Annotated in this window: 10 protein-coding genes and 1 pseudogene; 5 read left to right on the forward strand and 6 right to left on the reverse strand. The window is 68.7% G+C overall.

The window, feature by feature from the left end; all coding sequences use genetic code 11:
* Window positions 1–16 precede the first annotated feature (16 nt).
* From VH569_RS19345 to treY, 4 genes and pseudogenes are all read left to right on the forward strand, one after another.
* Entirely contained in the window at window positions 17–1,702 is a 1,686-nt protein-coding gene (locus VH569_RS19345; protein ID WP_423317095.1) for a hypothetical protein, read from the forward strand.
* A gap of 241 nt (window positions 1,703–1,943) precedes the next feature.
* Entirely contained in the window at window positions 1,944–2,252 is a 309-nt protein-coding gene (locus tag VH569_RS19350) for a hypothetical protein (protein ID WP_098737678.1), read from the forward strand.
* A gap of 133 nt (window positions 2,253–2,385) precedes the next feature.
* Complete coding sequence (treZ, locus tag VH569_RS19355; protein ID WP_423317096.1) at window positions 2,386–7,992, forward strand: malto-oligosyltrehalose trehalohydrolase; 5,607 nt, start codon at window positions 2,386–2,388, stop codon at window positions 7,990–7,992.
* A gap of 51 nt (window positions 7,993–8,043) precedes the next feature.
* A pseudogene (treY, locus tag VH569_RS19360) lies at window positions 8,044–11,034 on the forward strand (malto-oligosyltrehalose synthase).
* Window positions 11,035–11,456: 422 nt separating this feature from the next.
* Here treY and VH569_RS19365 read toward each other — a convergent pair.
* Complete coding sequence (locus VH569_RS19365; RefSeq protein WP_244592578.1) at window positions 11,457–11,897, reverse strand: response regulator; 441 nt, start codon at window positions 11,895–11,897, stop codon at window positions 11,457–11,459.
* A gap of 234 nt (window positions 11,898–12,131) precedes the next feature.
* On the opposite strand from VH569_RS19365, the gene VH569_RS19370 reads away from it, so the two are divergent.
* The gene (locus tag VH569_RS19370) at window positions 12,132–12,350 is read left to right on the forward strand and encodes a hypothetical protein (RefSeq protein ID WP_423317097.1); all 219 of its coding nucleotides are present in this window, start codon (window positions 12,132–12,134) and stop codon (window positions 12,348–12,350) included.
* A gap of 28 nt (window positions 12,351–12,378) precedes the next feature.
* On the opposite strand, the gene VH569_RS19375 is transcribed toward VH569_RS19370, so the two are convergent.
* Genes VH569_RS19375 through VH569_RS19395 form a run of 5 tightly spaced genes read right to left on the reverse strand, consistent with a single transcriptional unit; the run spans window position 12,379 to window position 15,985 of the window.
* Window positions 12,379–13,158 (reverse strand): oxepin-CoA hydrolase, alternative type, encoded by a 780-nt coding sequence (locus VH569_RS19375; RefSeq protein ID WP_423317099.1) that lies wholly within the window; start codon window positions 13,156–13,158, stop codon window positions 12,379–12,381.
* Window positions 13,155–13,598, reverse strand: a complete 444-nt coding sequence (locus VH569_RS19380) for a PaaI family thioesterase (RefSeq protein ID WP_423317210.1) — start codon at window positions 13,596–13,598, stop codon at window positions 13,155–13,157. Before VH569_RS19380 ends, VH569_RS19375 begins: the two co-directional genes overlap by 4 nt.
* A complete protein-coding gene (locus VH569_RS19385) occupies window positions 13,598–14,320 on the reverse strand; it encodes an ABC transporter ATP-binding protein (protein ID WP_109050446.1) in 723 nt (240 codons plus the stop codon). Before VH569_RS19385 ends, VH569_RS19380 begins: the two co-directional genes overlap by 1 nt.
* A complete protein-coding gene (locus tag VH569_RS19390) occupies window positions 14,317–15,042 on the reverse strand; it encodes an ABC transporter ATP-binding protein (protein ID WP_423317102.1) in 726 nt (241 codons plus the stop codon). Before VH569_RS19390 ends, VH569_RS19385 begins: the two co-directional genes overlap by 4 nt.
* A complete protein-coding gene (locus tag VH569_RS19395; protein ID WP_423317103.1) occupies window positions 15,029–15,985 on the reverse strand; it encodes a branched-chain amino acid ABC transporter permease in 957 nt (318 codons plus the stop codon). Before VH569_RS19395 ends, VH569_RS19390 begins: the two co-directional genes overlap by 14 nt.
* Window positions 15,986–15,995 lie beyond the last annotated feature (10 nt).

The raw sequence follows: 15,995 nt of genomic DNA on the forward strand, positions 1-15,995 counted from the left end.
AATCGCGGATGCGGCGATGGACGGGGTGACTTCAAAAGCCTTCCGTTTCTTCAATCGCAGGACGGGAGAGCATTTCTACACGGCGAGCGCGGCCGAGCGGGACGGCATCATCGCCGGAATGGCCGACATGAGCTATGAAGGCGTCGCCTTCCTGCAGGGTGGCGGCGCCAGCAACCCGGTGTCGGTGGCCCGCTTCGTCAGGCTGGACACCGGAGAGCATTTCTACACCGCCAGCGTCACCGAGCGGGACTACATCCTCCAGAACATGGCGGACCATTACCGCCTGGAGGACCCGCAGGCCTTCCTCGTCTCCGCGACCCCGGACTATCAATTCTCTCAGCCCGTCTACCGCTTCCTCGACACGGCGACCGGCAGTCATTTCTTCACCGCCTCCGAAAGCGAGCGGGACGGGGTGATGGCAAGCCTGTCGAGCTATCGCTACGAGGGGGTGGCTTTCTATGCGAGGCCCACTCCGCCGCTTCCCCCTGCCCCGTCGGGCGCTTTCGACGAGACGTGGTATCTCCAGGCCTATCCGGACGTCCGCGATGCGGTGAATGCCGGCTGGATGACCGCCCGCACCCATTACGACGCCTTCGGCAGGCGCGAAGGCCGCATGCCGAACGACATGGCTGCGCTGAATGGCGACGACCATTGGATCGCCTTCGACGGAGCGCCCGGCCATGTCCGGATTCTGAATGGCGGATCCGGCGATGACATACTCGACGGGATCGACGGATACACCATTTCCACCAGCACGATGGTCGGCGGCCACACTGGCTACAGCGACTGCAGCGACCGGCTGTTCGGCGAAACCGGCGACGACACGCTGTACGGTGCGCAGAACGACACCCTGAATGGCGGAAGCGGCAACGACACCTACTACGTCCATTCCGCCGGCGTGCTGGTGACCGAAGCGACCGATGCGGGCACCGACGAGCTTGTCCTGATCGAGGACGGCATCAGCGGCTATTACACCTATTCCATGCCGGCCAACGTCGAACGGATGCGGGTGTTCATCAATCCGATCGCCGATCCGTCGGTTCCAACCATTGCGGGAAGCGCTGCTGACGACTGGATTTCCGCCGCCAGCACCAACACCCCAATCCAACTTCTGGGCGGCGCCGGCAACGACACGCTGAACGGCGGTTTCGGCAGTGGCGGCGGTGCGGTCGTGGAGGGTGGCGCCGGCGACGATTATCTGCTGGCGGTCGGATACAACGACGCGCGCTTCTACACATGGGTGGCGTCGGCCAACGACACGCTGAGCGGCGGTGACGGCGACGACACGCTGGTGGCCTGGACCGGCAACGACCGCCTGACCGGCGGCGGCGGTTCCGACACCTTTCTCGTCGATCTCGGCTCTCCGCCTAACCGTCTCTGGCAGGATCCGAGGGCCTGGACCTCCTATCCGGGCCCCGGCGGCAGCTCCTATGTCCTGTGGTCGGGCATGTCGGTGACGACGGTCACGGACTTCCAGCCGGGCGTCGATGTGCTGAGCTTCCGCCACACCTCGCTCAGCCTTTCCGACATCATGGCGCGCTTCACTGACCGTGCGGACGGAATGGGCGTGGTGGCCAGCTTCATCAACGGTGAACTCGGGCTTTCGGCACCGGGGGTTACCGGCAACGGCTTCACGCTCTCGCTCGATGCCGTGAAGCAGTGGCAGGTCTCGGCCGACTGGTTCTCGGTCTCCCCGACCTGACGGAACGGCCGGCCGAGGGGCTGGCCGTCCCGTCCTGCAACTCTCCCATCGGGGCAGTTGACGAACGCCCAAGCTTGCCAGTGGTTCCGCCGGTTCCCATGTGCCGTCTCTACCCGTCCGGCCGGCGCCGCGGGTGGCGCGGCCGCACGGACCTTTCCTTCGTTCCGGCTGTTGTACCGATAGACCGTGCAGCACCGACGTCGAAGGGGACGGCCTGAGAATGTCACCGAGGATTAGCACCATGACCCCCCGTCTCCTTGCGGAGCTTCTGGAACCGATCCTGACCGCCGCGGATGACGACGAAGAGGCCCTGTCGGAGGCCGTGAACCTGACCGCGGAGGCCATGGCGGCGCTGGGCGCCACCGTGCTGGACCCGGACGGTCAGCCGGCCCGCGGGGTGTCCGATGAACGGGCCGTCGTCGCCGCGCTGAACACCCACGCGCACAACCTGATGCGCGACGGTCGTCTGGACGACGTGGTCGAGGCCCTTCAAGTGGCCGAGCGGATCGGCCGCATCGCCCATCTGCCGCACCACCCGCGTACCGTCTGACCACTCTTTTGGGAGAAGGGCGCGGTCGTTCATCGAAGCGGTTTCGCGGGTGCGGGAACTCCTTCCCTCCGTGCTGCCCCTCCGTGCTGTTTGAGCGACGTGCCACCCAGCGCTCAACAGGGGAGGAGCCCTCGTGCCCACTGCGCCGCAGCCACATGCCCAGCCGACCGTGCTGGCGAACCCGCTGGAAAGCGAGATCCTGGCCCGCCTCCAGGACGATCTGCTGCCGGACCATCTGCTGACCCGCCGCTGGTATGCGGCGAAGGACGCCGGACGGCCGGTCGTGCGCATCGTCGATGCCCTGCCGCTGCCGCTGGCCGGCGGGGCGCAGGCCCAGCTCTGCCTGCTGCGGGTCGAACCGCCGGGGCGTGACCCTCAGCTCTACCAGCTTCCCCTGATCCTCGACCGCGGCACTGGCGAGGATGCATCGGCCATCGCCGGTTCCAAGGATTTGCAGATCCCCGGCCGGCTGCGCGACGGCTACGCCGATGACGGCGTGGTCCGCGCACTGCTGGGCGCCATCCTGAAGCGCGACACGGTGCCGGGGGAAACGGCGCTGTCCGCGGGCCTGACCGCCGGCCACACCCGCGCCTGCGAGGCGCTGTCCGACCGGCTGCGCGCCGACGCCCCGCTGCACCGGATGACGGCGGAGCAGTCCAACACCTCCATCCGCATCGGTGACACCGCCATCCTGAAGGGCCTGCGCAAGCTGGAACCGGGCATCCATCCCGAACTGGAGGTCAGCCGCTTCCTGACCGAAGTGGCGCAGTTTCCCAACACGCCGGCCCTGCTGGGCTGGGTCGAGCGGGCCAACAGCTCCGGCTCCACCACGCTGTGCGTCATGCAGGAGCTGGTGCCGGAGGCCAAGGACGCCTGGGGCCATGTCACCGGCCACCTGAACGACCGCGTCGCCCGCTTCGAGGACAGCGACGCGGCCAAGGCCGGCGATGCCGACAGCGTCGCCTTCCTGCGCCTGCTGGGGCAGCGGACGGCGGAACTGCACCGGGCGCTCGCCACCCCCGGCGGCGGCGACGCCTTCACGCCGGAGCCGGCGACGGCGGAGCGGCTGACGGAGTGGGCGGGCGGCGTGCGCGCGCTGGCCAAGCGCGTGCTGGAACGGCTGCGCGCCGCCGGCCCGACGCTGGACCCGGCGATTTCGGCACAGGCCAACGCGCTTGCCGCCAGCGAGGCGGCGGTGATGGCGCAGATCGACGCGCTGATCCCGGCGACCGCCGATCTCAGCGCCATGCGGCTGCACGGCGACTATCACCTGGGTCAGGTGCTGGTGTCGCGCGGCGACGTGCAGATCGTCGATTTCGAAGGCGAGCCGATGCGCCCGCTGGCCGAACGGCGGGCCAAGCACTGTATCCTGCGCGACGTCGCCGGCATGCTGCGGTCCATCGCCTATGCCGCCGCCATGGCGCGCGACGCGATGCCGGCCGGTCTCGACGGCCCGTCGCGCGACGCCCGCACGGCGTGGCTCTCCTGGTGGGAGGGAGCGGCATCGGCCGCCTTCCTCGACGGCTACCGCAGCGCCATCGGCGATTGCCCCGGCTTCCCGCGCGATGCCCAGGCGGCCCCGGCGCTGCTGAAGCTGTTCCTGCTGGAGAAGGCGCTGTACGAGGTCGGCTACGAACTGGCCAACCGGCCGGGCTGGGTGGCGATCCCGCTGGCCGGCGTCACCGCCATCATCCGCGCCGATGCCGGTCCGGAGATCGCCAGCCGCGACCGTGACCGCATCGCCCCGGTGGACGAGCGCCGCCGCAGCCACTCCATGCCCTTCGGGGCGGAGGTGCAGGCCGACGGCTCCGTCCGCTTCTCCCTCTGGGCGCCGTCGGTGGCGTCCGTCCTGCTGTCGCTCGACGATGGCGGGCAGCCGGTGGCGATGGAGAATCAGGGCGACGGCTGGTTCAGCCTGACCACCGCGCGGGCGCAGGCCGGCAGCCGCTACCGCTTCGTCCTGCCGGACGGGCTGGCGGTGCCGGATCCGGCCTCCCGCTTCCAGCCGGACGACGTGCATGGCTCGTCCGAGGTGATCGACCCCGGCGTCCATGCCTGGACCGATACCGCCTGGACCGGCCGGCCCTGGCCCGAGACGGTGCTGTACGAGCTGCATGTCGGCACCTTCACGCCCGGCGGCACCTTCCTGTCGGCCATCGAGCGGCTGGACGATCTGGTCGAGCTGGGCGTCACCGCCATCGAACTGATGCCGGTCGCCGACTTCCCCGGCTCCCGCAACTGGGGCTATGACGGCGTGCTGCCCTTCGCCCCCGACAGCGCCTATGGCCGGCCGGAGGATCTGAAGGTTCTGGTGCAGGAGGCCCATGCCCGCGGGCTGATGGTCTTCCTCGACGTTGTCTACAACCATTTCGGGCCGGAGGGGAATTACCTCCACGCCTTCGCCAACAGCTTCTTCACCGAGCGGCACAAGACCCCCTGGGGGGCTGCGATCAACGTCGATGGCGAGCGCAGCGGGCCGGTGCGCGATTTCTTCGTCCACAACGCGCTTTATTGGCTGGAGGAATTCCACCTCGACGGGCTGCGGCTGGACGCCGTCCATGCCATCATCGACGACAGCGACCGTCATGTCCTGGAAGAGCTGGCGGAGCGGGTTCACAGCCATTTCCAGAACCAGCGCCATGTCCATTTGGTGCTGGAGAACGACGCCAATCAGGCGCGCTTCCTGACCCGCCACCGCGAGGGCGATCCGCGCTGGCACTCCGCTCAGTGGAACGACGACCTGCACCACTGCCTGCACAGCGCCGCGACCGGCGAGGATGGCGGCTACTACGCCGACTACGCCCACGATCCGGCCAAATGGGGCCGCACCCTGGCGGAGGGCTTCGCCTTCCAGGGCGAACCGTCAGCCTACCGCGACGGCGAGCTGCGCGGGGAGCCGTCGGCCCATCTGCCGCCGACCGCCTTCGTCACCTTCATCCAGAACCACGACCAGATCGGCAACCGCGCCTTCGGCGAGCGCATCTCCCACATCGCCAAGCCTGAGGCCGTTCGCGCCGCCACCATCCTCTATCTGCTGGGGCCCGGCATCCCCATGCTGTTCATGGGCGAGGAATGGGCATCGGCCAAGCCTTTCCCCTTCTTCTGCGACTTCGGTGAGGAGTTGGCCGAGGCGGTGCGCAAGGGCCGGGCAGAGGAGTTCGCCAAGTTCCCCGAATTCCAGGACCCCGAGGCCCGCGCCCGCATCCCCGACCCCACCGAGCCGGAAACCGCGGAGTCGGCCAAGCTGGACTGGGAGGCCCGCGGGACACCGGAGCATGCCGGCTGGCTCGACTGGTATCGCCGGGCGCTGACCCTGCGGCGGGCGGAGATCGTGCCGCGGCTGGACGGCGTTCCCGGCGGTGCGTCGAGCCACGGCGTCGCCGGCAAGACCGGCCTGACCGTCTGCTGGAAACTGGGCGACGGCAGCCGCCTGCACGCCTTCGCCAATCTGGCCGACAGCCCGGCCGCCGGCTTCCCCGAGGCGTCGGGCCGCGTGCTGTGGACGGAGGGGGCTGGGCTGACCGGCGACACGCTCGGTCCCTGGTCGGTGGTGCTGTGGCTGGAGGAAGCCTCCGCACTCGACCGGCTGGCCGACCGCATGGGGGTGGAGCGGTCCTTCGACAATGCCGCCGGGGAAACCGTGACGGCCAGCGAGGACACCGTCCGCGCCCTGTTGTCGGCGATGGGGGTGGAGGCGGGGGACGAGGCCGCCGCGCTCGCCCATCTCGACCGGCTTGACGAGGAGGAGTATGGCCGCGCCCTGCCCCCGGCGGTGGTCCGCCGGGCGGGCGAGGCGGTCACCGTGCCGGTCACCCTGCCCCACGGCACCCGCACCCTGCGCTACACCCTGACGCTGGAAAGCGGGCAGACGCAGAGCGGCGTCGTCGGCTTCGGCAGCCTGCCGCGCTGCCGCTGCATCACCGCCGGCGACGTGACCTATGCCGAACGCCGCCTGCCGCTGGGGCGACTGGCCCAGGCCGGCTACCACACGCTGCGGGTGGAGACGGAGCATGGCACGGCGGAAACCCGCCTGATCCTGGCGCCCGCCCGCTGCCATCTGCCGACGCCGATGCTGGTGGGGGAAAAGCTGTGGGGCCTGTCGGCGCAGCTCTACACCCTGCGCAGCGATCATGACTGGGGCATCGGCGATTTCGGCGACCTGCGGACGCTGGCCGACATCGCGGCGGCGCGCGGGGCGGCGGTGATCGGGCTGAACCCGCTGCACGCCATGTTCCTCGACAATCCCGAACATGCCAGCCCCTATTCCCCGGCCAGCCGGCTGTTCCTGAACCCGCTCTACATCGACGTCACCGCGGTCGCGGAATTCCTCGACGATGCGGAGTTGCGGAAGGAAGTCGCCTCGCCGGAGTTCCGGCAGGCGCTGGAGGCCGCTCGCGCCACGGCCAACGTCGATTACACGGCGGTGTCCGGACTGAAGCTGCCGATGCTGGAAAAGCTCTTCGCCGGTTTCCAGACCTCGGCCAAGCCGGACCGCCGCGCCGCCTTCGATGCCTTCCGGACCGAGGGCGGCATCGGGTTGGAGCGCTTCGCCACCTTCCAGGCGCTGCGCGAATGCTTCGCCGCCGATGGCAAGGCGGACTGGCACCGGTGGCCGGCGGAATTCCATGATGCGACGGGCCCGGCGGTTGAGCGCTTCGCCAAGGATAATTCCGACCGCGTCGCTTATTTCGCCTGGCTGCAATGGCTGGCGGACGACCAGCTGCGTCTGGCGGCGGAGCGGGCCGCAGACCTTGGCATGGCCATCGGCTTCTACCGAGATCTTGCGGTCGGGGCCGATGCCAGCGGGGCGGAGACCTGGATGACGCCGCAGGCGGTGGTCGACGCCGCCCATGTCGGCGCTCCGCCCGACCTGTTCAACCCGGCCGGCCAGGATTGGGGGCTGCCGCCCTTCCATCCCCAGGCGCTGCGGGCGGCTGGATATCAGCCCTTCATCGATCTGGTCCGCGCCAACATGCGCCATGCCGGCGCGCTGCGCATCGACCATGCGATGGCGCTCCAGCATGTCTATTGGATCCCGGACGGCCATCCGCCGGGCGAAGGCGCCTATGTCGCCTATCCGATGGAGGACCTGCTGGGCATCCTGGCGCTGGAAAGCCAGCGTCACCGCTGTCTCGTCGTCGGCGAGGATCTCGGCACCGTGCCGGAAGGCTTCCGCGAGCGGATGACCGAGGCCGGCGTCCTGAGCTACCGCGTCGTCTTCTTCGAATGGACCGAAGACGGCGCTTTCAAGGGGCCGGACGAGTATCCGGAACTGGCGCTCGCCACCGTCGGCAGCCACGACCTCGCCACGCTGCGCGGCTGGTGGGAAGGCGACGACATCACGCTGAAGGCCGAGACGGGTCTTTATCCGGCCGACGACGAGGAGGAGAAGCAGCAGACCCGCCGGTCGGCCGACCGCGGCGCCCTGGTCGATGCCCTGCGCGCCGCCGGGATCGCCCTTCCCGCCGGCCTCACGCCGGACAGCCCCTATGACGAGGCGCTGGACCATGCGGTGCACGCCTTCCTCGCCCGCACCAGCGCCGCCCTGGCGGTGGCGCAGCTGGACGACCTGACGCGCGAGCGCGATCAGGTCAACCTGCCCGGCACCACCGACCAATACCCCAACTGGCGCCGCAAGCTGTCGATGACGCTGGAGGAACTGGCCGACGCGCCGGAACCGGCGGCGGTCGCCGACATCCTGGCGGCGGCGCGTCCGTCCTCCGCCCCCGTCCGCGCTTAAGTCCCTGATCGGTTCCCACTCCGCCCTTCCCATTCCGAGGAGTAAACACCCATGGCCCCCGCCGCCGGCAAGCCCATCCCTCGTGCGACGTACCGGGTCCAACTGAATGGCGAGTTCGGTTTCGACCGCACCGCCGCCATCGCCGATTACATCGCCCGCCTGGGCGTCAGCCATCTCTACGCCTCCCCCTACATGAAGGCGCGGCCGGGCAGCACCCACGGCTACGACATCGTCAACCACAATGAGCTGAACCCGGAGGTCGGCGACCAGAACGACTTCCGCGATCTGGTGGAGGCGCTGAAGCGCAACGGGCTGGGCCAGATCCTGGACTTCGTTCCCAACCACATGGGGGTCGGCGGCTCCGACAATGAATGGTGGTTGAACGTGCTGGAATGGGGGCCGGAAAGCCCGTATGCCGGGTATTTCGACATCGAATGGGAATCTGACTACCGCTATCTCCAGGGCAAGCTTCTGGTGCCTTTCCTGGGCGACCAGTATGGCGCGGTGCTGGTGTCGGGCGGGCTGGATCTGCGTTTCGATCCGGAGACCGGCAGCTTCGCCGTCTGGGCCTATGACAGCCACAAGCTGCCGGTACGGCCGCAGGATTACGGCACCATCCTGGGCAGCGATCACCCGGATCTGGAGCGCATCGGCGATGCATTCGCCCATCTTGCCTACGCCCGGCCCCATCAGATCGCGCGGGCCGGCGTTCAGAAGGCGGAATTGGCGACGCTGGTGGCGACACGGCCGGACGTGGCCGATGCGATTGCCCAACGGCTGTCCGTCTTCCGGGGCTATCAGGGGGAGATCGACAGCTGGGGCCACCTGCACGAGCTGATCGGTCGCCAGAACTGGCGCGTCGCCTATTTCAAGGTCGCGGCCGACGACATCAATTACCGGCGCTTCTTCAACATCAACGAGCTGGCCGGCCTGCGCATGGACGAGCCGGAGCTGTTCGACGTCGCCCACCGCATGGTGCTGGGGATGGTGGCGGACGGCACGCTCGACGGTATCCGCATCGACCACATCGACGGGCTGATCGACCCCAAGGGCTATTGCGAGCGGCTGGTCGCCGCGTCGTCCAAGCCCTTCTATCTGGTGGTGGAGAAGATCCTGGCCCGGCATGAGCGGCTGCGCGAGGATTGGCCCATCGACGGCACCACCGGCTATGAATACGCCAACCTGATGGGCGGCCTGTTCGTCGATCCCAAGGCGGAGGAGGCTTTCACCCGTCTCTATGGCGACTTCATCGGACGGCGCGACAATTTCGAAGAGGTGGTGCGGCAGTGCAAGATCCGCATCATGGAAAGCGAAATGGCGAGCGAGCTGAACGTGCTGTCGCGCAAGGCGGCGCGCATCGCCCGCTCCAACCCGGCCACCGCCGACTTCACCGCCAACATCCTGCATCAGGCGCTGAAGGAGACCATCGCCCGCTTCCCCGTCTATCGCACCTATGTCGACGGCGGCGTGCCGAGCGATCTGGACCGTCGCGACATCGACTGGGCGATCTCGCAGGCGCGGCGGGTCGAACAGGGGCCGGACGGCTCGGTCTATGATTTCCTGCAACGCCTGCTGACCACCGATCTGGTGGCGGCTCCCAAGAGCGGCTACAGCCACCGGCAGGTCACCCGCTTCGCCATGCGCTTCCAGCAATACAGCGGGCCGGTGATGGCCAAGGGGCTGGAGGACACCGCCTTCTACCGCTACAACCGGCTGGTGGCGCTGAACGAGGTCGGCGGCCATCCCGACCATTTCGGGGTCAGCGTCTCCGCCTTCCACCGCGCCAACCAGGACCGGGCCCGCAACTGGCCGGGCAACATGCTGGCCAGCACCACCCACGACACCAAGCGCGGCGAGGACACCCGCGCCCGGCTCTACGCCCTGTCGGAGATGCCGGAGGAGTGGGAGCGGCAGGTCCAGACCTGGAGCCGGCTGCTGCGCGCCCGCCGCGGCGATGTGGAAGGCACCGCCCCGCCCGACCGCAACGACGAGTATCTGTTCTATCAGCTGCTGCTCGGCGCCTGGCCGGCGGAGCTGACCGGCGCGTCGGTCGACCGGATCGAACAGCCGGCGATGACGGCCTTCGCCGAGCGCATCGTCGGCGCCATGACCAAGTCGATGCGCGAGGCCAAGGTGCATTCGACCTGGGCGGCGCCAAACGAGGCCTATGAGGGGGCGGTCGTCAGCTTCATCCACGATGCCCTCGACGTGACCCGCCGGAATGCCTTCCTGGAGTCCTTCCTGCCCTTCCAGGCGTCCCTGGCCCGCATCGGCATGGTCAACGGCCTCGCCCAGGCCCTGCTGAAGCTGACCAGCCCCGGCGTGCCCGACATCTATCAGGGCTGCGAGCTGTGGAACCTCAGCCTCGTCGATCCGGACAACCGGCTGCCGGTGGACTATGACGCCTGCCGCACGCTGCTGGAGGAGGTCGAGGGCCTCGTGGAGCATGGCGCAGTCGCCGGCCTGCTGGAGCGCTGGACCGACGGTGCCGTGAAGCTGGCGGTGACCCGTCAGGCCCTGGCGGTCCGTGGCGAGATGCCGGAGGTCTTCAGCACCGGCGAGTATCTGCCGCTGGAGGCGACTGGCGAGCGTGCCGACCATGTGGTGGCCTATGCCCGCCGCACCGGTGACGCAACCGTGGTGGTGGCGGTACAGCGGCTGGTCGGTCAGCTGGGCGAAAAGCCCGATTGGGGCAACACCGCCATCCCGCTGCCGCGCGGCACCGGCTGGCGCAATCGCCTGACGGGGGCGGAGGTCGAGGGCGGCGACGCAGTGATGGCGGCGACGCTGTTCGCCGACCTGCCGGTGGCCCTGCTGYCCKYCSWSRKSTSMSGRCCNGCCTGGATCAGCGGACGGTGCTGCCCGTGCCGGTGGACGAACCGCCACCCATCGAACCGCCCGTGGAACCTGACGGCTGCTGGGTGCCGACCGGGCCGTCGGAACCGGTGCCCATCGAGCCGCTGTTGCCCAGGCTGTTGCCGCCGGTGCCATTGGTCGAGCTGGAAGAGCCGGAACCGGTCATTGACCCGCTGCCCATCCTAGAGCCGCTGGACGAAGAACCGCTGGTGGCACCGCTCTTGCTGTCCACGCCGCCCATGCTGCCGCAGCCGAGCTGGTTGTTCGACGTGCAGGGTGGGTTGGTCTGGTTGGAATTGGTGCTTGATCCGGCGCTGTTCGCGGCGGGGCTACCGGAGATTGAACCGCTGCTCTCTGCGAAGGCTGGGGCGACCATCAGGGCCAGGGCGGTGGCGGCGCCGATCATCAGGCTCTTCATGAGAATTCCTTTCGCTGGGCGGCCCGTCAACGCCGGATGGCGGTGGGCCGGAAACTTGTCAGTGGGGTCCGGTTCGTCCCCGCTTGCCATCACACCAACAAGCCCGGCCAGGAATGATCGCGCGGCCGGCCGAAACGAAAACGCCCGCCGAAGGGCGGGCGTTTCCACGTATCTCGGCGACAGCGAACGGTCAGGCCGTGCGCGCCTTCGGCAGGCCGGCGGCCATGGCGGCGGAGCCGTGGAAAATCTCCAGCGCGGCCGGCGTGGAGGACGGGCGCAGGCCGCCCAGGATTTCCCCGGCAGCGCCGACGGCCTGGACCAGCGCGTCCGGCATCACCGGCTTGCGCAGCAGGCCCATGGCGAAGGCGCGGGCTTCGGCGGCATGGTGATCGAAGCCGGTCATCAGCAGCGACGGGATACCATTCTCCTCCCACAGGCGACGGGCCAGGACCAAGCCATTCTCCCCACCGGCGAGATTGACGTCGACCAGCGCCAGTTCGGGACATTCGCGGGCACCGACCCGCGTAGCCTTGGCGGCGTCGCGCAGCGGTCCAACCACGGTATAGCCCGCATTCTCCAGAACGGCCTTCACGGCCGGACCGATCAGCGGATCGTCCTCGACGACAAGCACCTTCAAGACGGCATGCTCCCTTGAATGACGGTGCGGGCTTATAGCCCGTTCCGTCCGGTTTCCGAAGCCTGTTCGGCTTCGATCAACTGAACCGCCCATGTTTGTCGCGGTTCCGCTCCGTTCAAGAGGTCGAAGGGGTACTCCCTTCCGGTCATGGCGCCCTACTGAACGTCCGGGTTGGAAACATACACCATCGCAGAGCGTTTTACCCGGACGCGAGAGAGGATACACGCAATGGCATTCGTCGAACTGACCGATACGTCCGGGGAAACCGTTTTGGTGAACCCCATCGCCGTCGCCTACCTGCGCACCGGGGGCGACGGCGGCACCGATCTGTATTTCGCCGGCCGGGCGGAGCCGCTGAGGCTGACCGGAGCGCCGTCGGACATCGTCCGCGCCCTGGAAAACGCCGCACCCACCCCGCCCGATCCTACCCTGTCGCTGCTGGCCTGACGATAAGCCTGCCCGCGAATGCAGGTTTTCAACGGGGGTAGTTCGGCGCGCGTTTTTCGAAGAAGGCGGTGATGCCCTCCGCCGCCTCCGCCCCGTGCAGGGCTTCGACGAAGAAGGCGGCCTCGCGGTCGAGCTGGTCGTCGGGCGCGCCGAAGCCGCTCTCGATCAGCCGCTTAGCCCGGCCGATGGCGAGCGTCGGCCCGTCCGCCAGCCGCTCCGCCCAGGCGAGTGCCTCGGCCAGGGTGGCGCCGGGCGCCACCACCCGGTTGACGATGGCGAGCTGAGCCAGCCGCGCAGCACCGATCCTGCCGCCTTCGAACATGATCTCGGCCGCCAGCTGCGGCGTCGCGGCACGGGCGAGGAAGGCCGATGCCCCGCCGTCGGGGTTGAGGCCGACCTTCACGTAGGCAAGCGTGAACACGGCATCCTCCGCCGCGACGATCAGGTCGCAGCCGAGCGCCACCGAGAAGCCGGCCCCGGCGGCGGCCCCCTCGACGGCGGCGATCACCGGCTTGGGGCAGGCGCGCATGGCGCGGGTCCAGCCATGGAAGCGCTCCAGGCTGACGCGCGTCACCTCCGGATCGGCCTTGGCGTTGCCGAGCAGCCGGCCCAGATTGCCGCCGGAACAGAAGGTGCCGTTCGCCCCGGTCAGGACGATGGCGCCCACCCCCGGATCCTCCGCCGCCTGGACCAGCGCGTCGCGCGCGGCGGCCATCATCTCCGGCCCCAGCGCGTTCTTGGTGGCCGCGTCGTCCATCGTCAGCACCATCACGCGGCCCTGGCGCGCGACGGTCAATTGTCCGCTCATAGCTCGGTTCCCTCCCGGTTCTCGCTGCCCGGCCGGTATTTGAACATGCCTTCCGACGTGGCGATCAGGGCGCCGGTATCGCCATGGCGGATCTCCGCCGCCACGCCGATGATCTTGCGCCCGCCGCCGCGCAGCCGGCCGGTGGCGACCAGCGTACCGGTGCGCGCCTGACCCAGGAAGCTCGTCGACAGCGACAGCGTCACCACCCGCCGCACCCGGCCGGGGAAGGGACAGTATGTTGCCGAGAATCCGGAAACCGTGTCCAAAAGCGTCACCAGAACCCCGCCATGCACCACGCCGGCCCGGTTCAGGTGGCGGTCGTCGATGGCCATCGTCAGCTCCGCCTCGCCCTCCTCCCAGCGACTCAAGGCGTAGCCCAGCAGGCGCTGGAAGCCCGACTCCGGCTCCCCGTTCAGCAGATCGTCCATACCCTGTTCCATCACGCGGCTGTTTCGTGCGCGAAGTAAAGCGCGTGAAGACGCTCCAGGTCCACCCGGTCGCCGCGTTCGGACAGCACGACCTTGCCCGACTGCATCAGATAGACATGGTCGGCGATCTTCAGGGCGCGGCTGGTGTTCTGCTCGACCAGCAGGATGGTCAGCCCCTCCGCCCGCAGCCGCGCCAGGATGCGGAAGATCTCGTCCACCACCACGGGGGCGAGGCCGAGAGACGGCTCGTCGATCAGGCAGACGCGCGGCTGCTCCATCAGGCCGCGGCCGATGGCGAGCATCTGCGCCTCGCCGCCCGACAGGGTGCCGGCGATCTGCCCACGCCGTTCCGCCAGCCGCGGGAACATGTCCATGACCATCGCCCTGTTGCGCTTCCAGTCCTTGCGGCAGCCGCGCGGGAAGGCGCCCATCATCAGGTTGTCCTCCACCGTCATGTCGGGGAAGATCATCCGGCCCTCGGGGATCATCACCAGCCCGTCGGCCACCCTGTCCCAGGTCTTCGCCGCCTTGCGGCTCTGCCCGTCGACGCGGATGTCGCCGGAGGTGGCGGGCACCAGCCCCATGATGGCGCGCAGCAGCGTGGTCTTGCCGGCACCGTTCGGGCCGACGATCACCGTCGTCTTGCCGGCCTCAACCGACAGCGAGACGTCCCACAGCACATTGATCGCGCCATAGCCGGCGCGCAGCGTCAGGATGTCGAGCGCGTTGGTCATGATGCCTCCGCAAGGGTGGTTTCGCCGGTGTAGCTGCGGATGACCTCCGGGTCGCGGAACACCGCCTCGGGGGAGCCGTCGGCGATGATCTGGCCGAAATTCAGCACCAGCACCCGCGGGCAGAGCGCTGCGATGGTGGCGATGTCATGCTCGATGATGACCATGGCGAGGCGGTAGCGGTCGCGCACCGCCGCCAGCCGTTCCATGAAGGCGCGCTTGCTGCTGGTTTCCAGCCCGGCCAGCACCTCGTCCAGCAGGAGAAGGCTCGGCTCCGTTGCCAATGCCTTGCCGACCTCCAGCGCCTTGTGCTCGGTCAATGCCAGTTCGCTGGTGGCGTCGCGGTCGGCCTTGTCGCGCAGGTTCAGGATGTCGAGGATCTCGTCGATCCGCTTCGGGTCCTTTTTCCCGGCGCCGAAGCGCTGGGCGACCAGCAGGTTTTCCCGCACCGTGCAGTGGCCGAAGGGTCGCGGGATCTGGAAGCTGCGGCCGATGCCGAGCCGTGCCCGTTTCCATTCCGGCAGCTTCAGCAGCGAGGTGCCGCGGAAGTCCAGACGACCGGCGGTGGGGCGAACTACGCCGGAGATGACGTTGAACAGCGTGGTCTTGCCGGCGCCGTTGGGGCCGACCAGACCGATGCTCTCCCCTTCGGCGACGGAGAAGCTGGCGTTTTTCAACGCCTGGACGCCGCCGAAATTGACCTGGACGCCTTCAAGCGTGAGCATGGCGGCTCTCCTTCACCGGGCGGCGGCGCAAGGCCGGCATCAGGCCGCCGGGGCTGAACAGGATCATGGCGCAGAGCAGCACGCCCAGGATCATCTGGTGGCCGTGCGGCAGGATCGGCTTGAACAGCAGCTGGTCGACCAGATAGATCGCCAACGCCCCCACCACCGGCCCCCACACCGTGCGGTAGCCGCCGAAGATGGCTGCCGCGATGGGCAGCACGGTCCAGCCGCTGGAGAAGGCGTAATCGGGGTCGAGGAAGCTGATGAAATGCGCGTTGAAGGCGCCGACCACCCCGGTGATGAAGGCCGACAGCACCAGCATCGCCGCCTTCAGATGCGTGCTGGGCACACCGACGACGCGGGTCGCCACCTCGGTGTCGTGCATCGCCTTCAGGGCGAGGCCCCAGGTGCTGCGCCGGATGGCGTCATAGGCGAGGGCCGCCAGCACGACGATGGTCAGGACGATCAGGTAGCCGCCCAGCTTCTCGCCGAAATCGAAGCCCAGGATCTTCGGAAAGCGCGGGATCGACAGCAGCCCGCCGGCCCCGCCGGTGACCGGCGTCATCTCGGTCGTTAGAATCTGGAAGATGTGGGCGTAGGCGAGGATGGCGAGGGCGAAATAGGGCCCGCGCAGCCGAAGCGCCGGCAGCATGGCGATGGAGGACAGCGCCGCCCCCACCCCGCCCAGCAGCATGGATGCGAAGACCGGCACCCCCAGCTTCATCGCCAACACGGCGGAGGTGTAGGACCCCACCCCGAAGAAGGCGGCGTGTCCGAAGCTGACCATGCCGCCGAGATTGCCGAGCAGCGCCCAGGCCACCGCCACCCCGGCGATGGTCAGCGCCGCGACGATCAGACCCAGCACATAGGCGTTGCCGCCGAACAGCAAAGGCACGCCGACATAGGCGACGGCGAGTGCGGCGATCAGAAGAAGACGGTTCATCGGGGAATTC

Origin of the sequence: Azospirillum sp. 11R-A, assembly GCF_049472615.1 — a bacterium.
Classification (GTDB): domain Bacteria; phylum Pseudomonadota; class Alphaproteobacteria; order Azospirillales; family Azospirillaceae; genus Azospirillum; species Azospirillum palustre.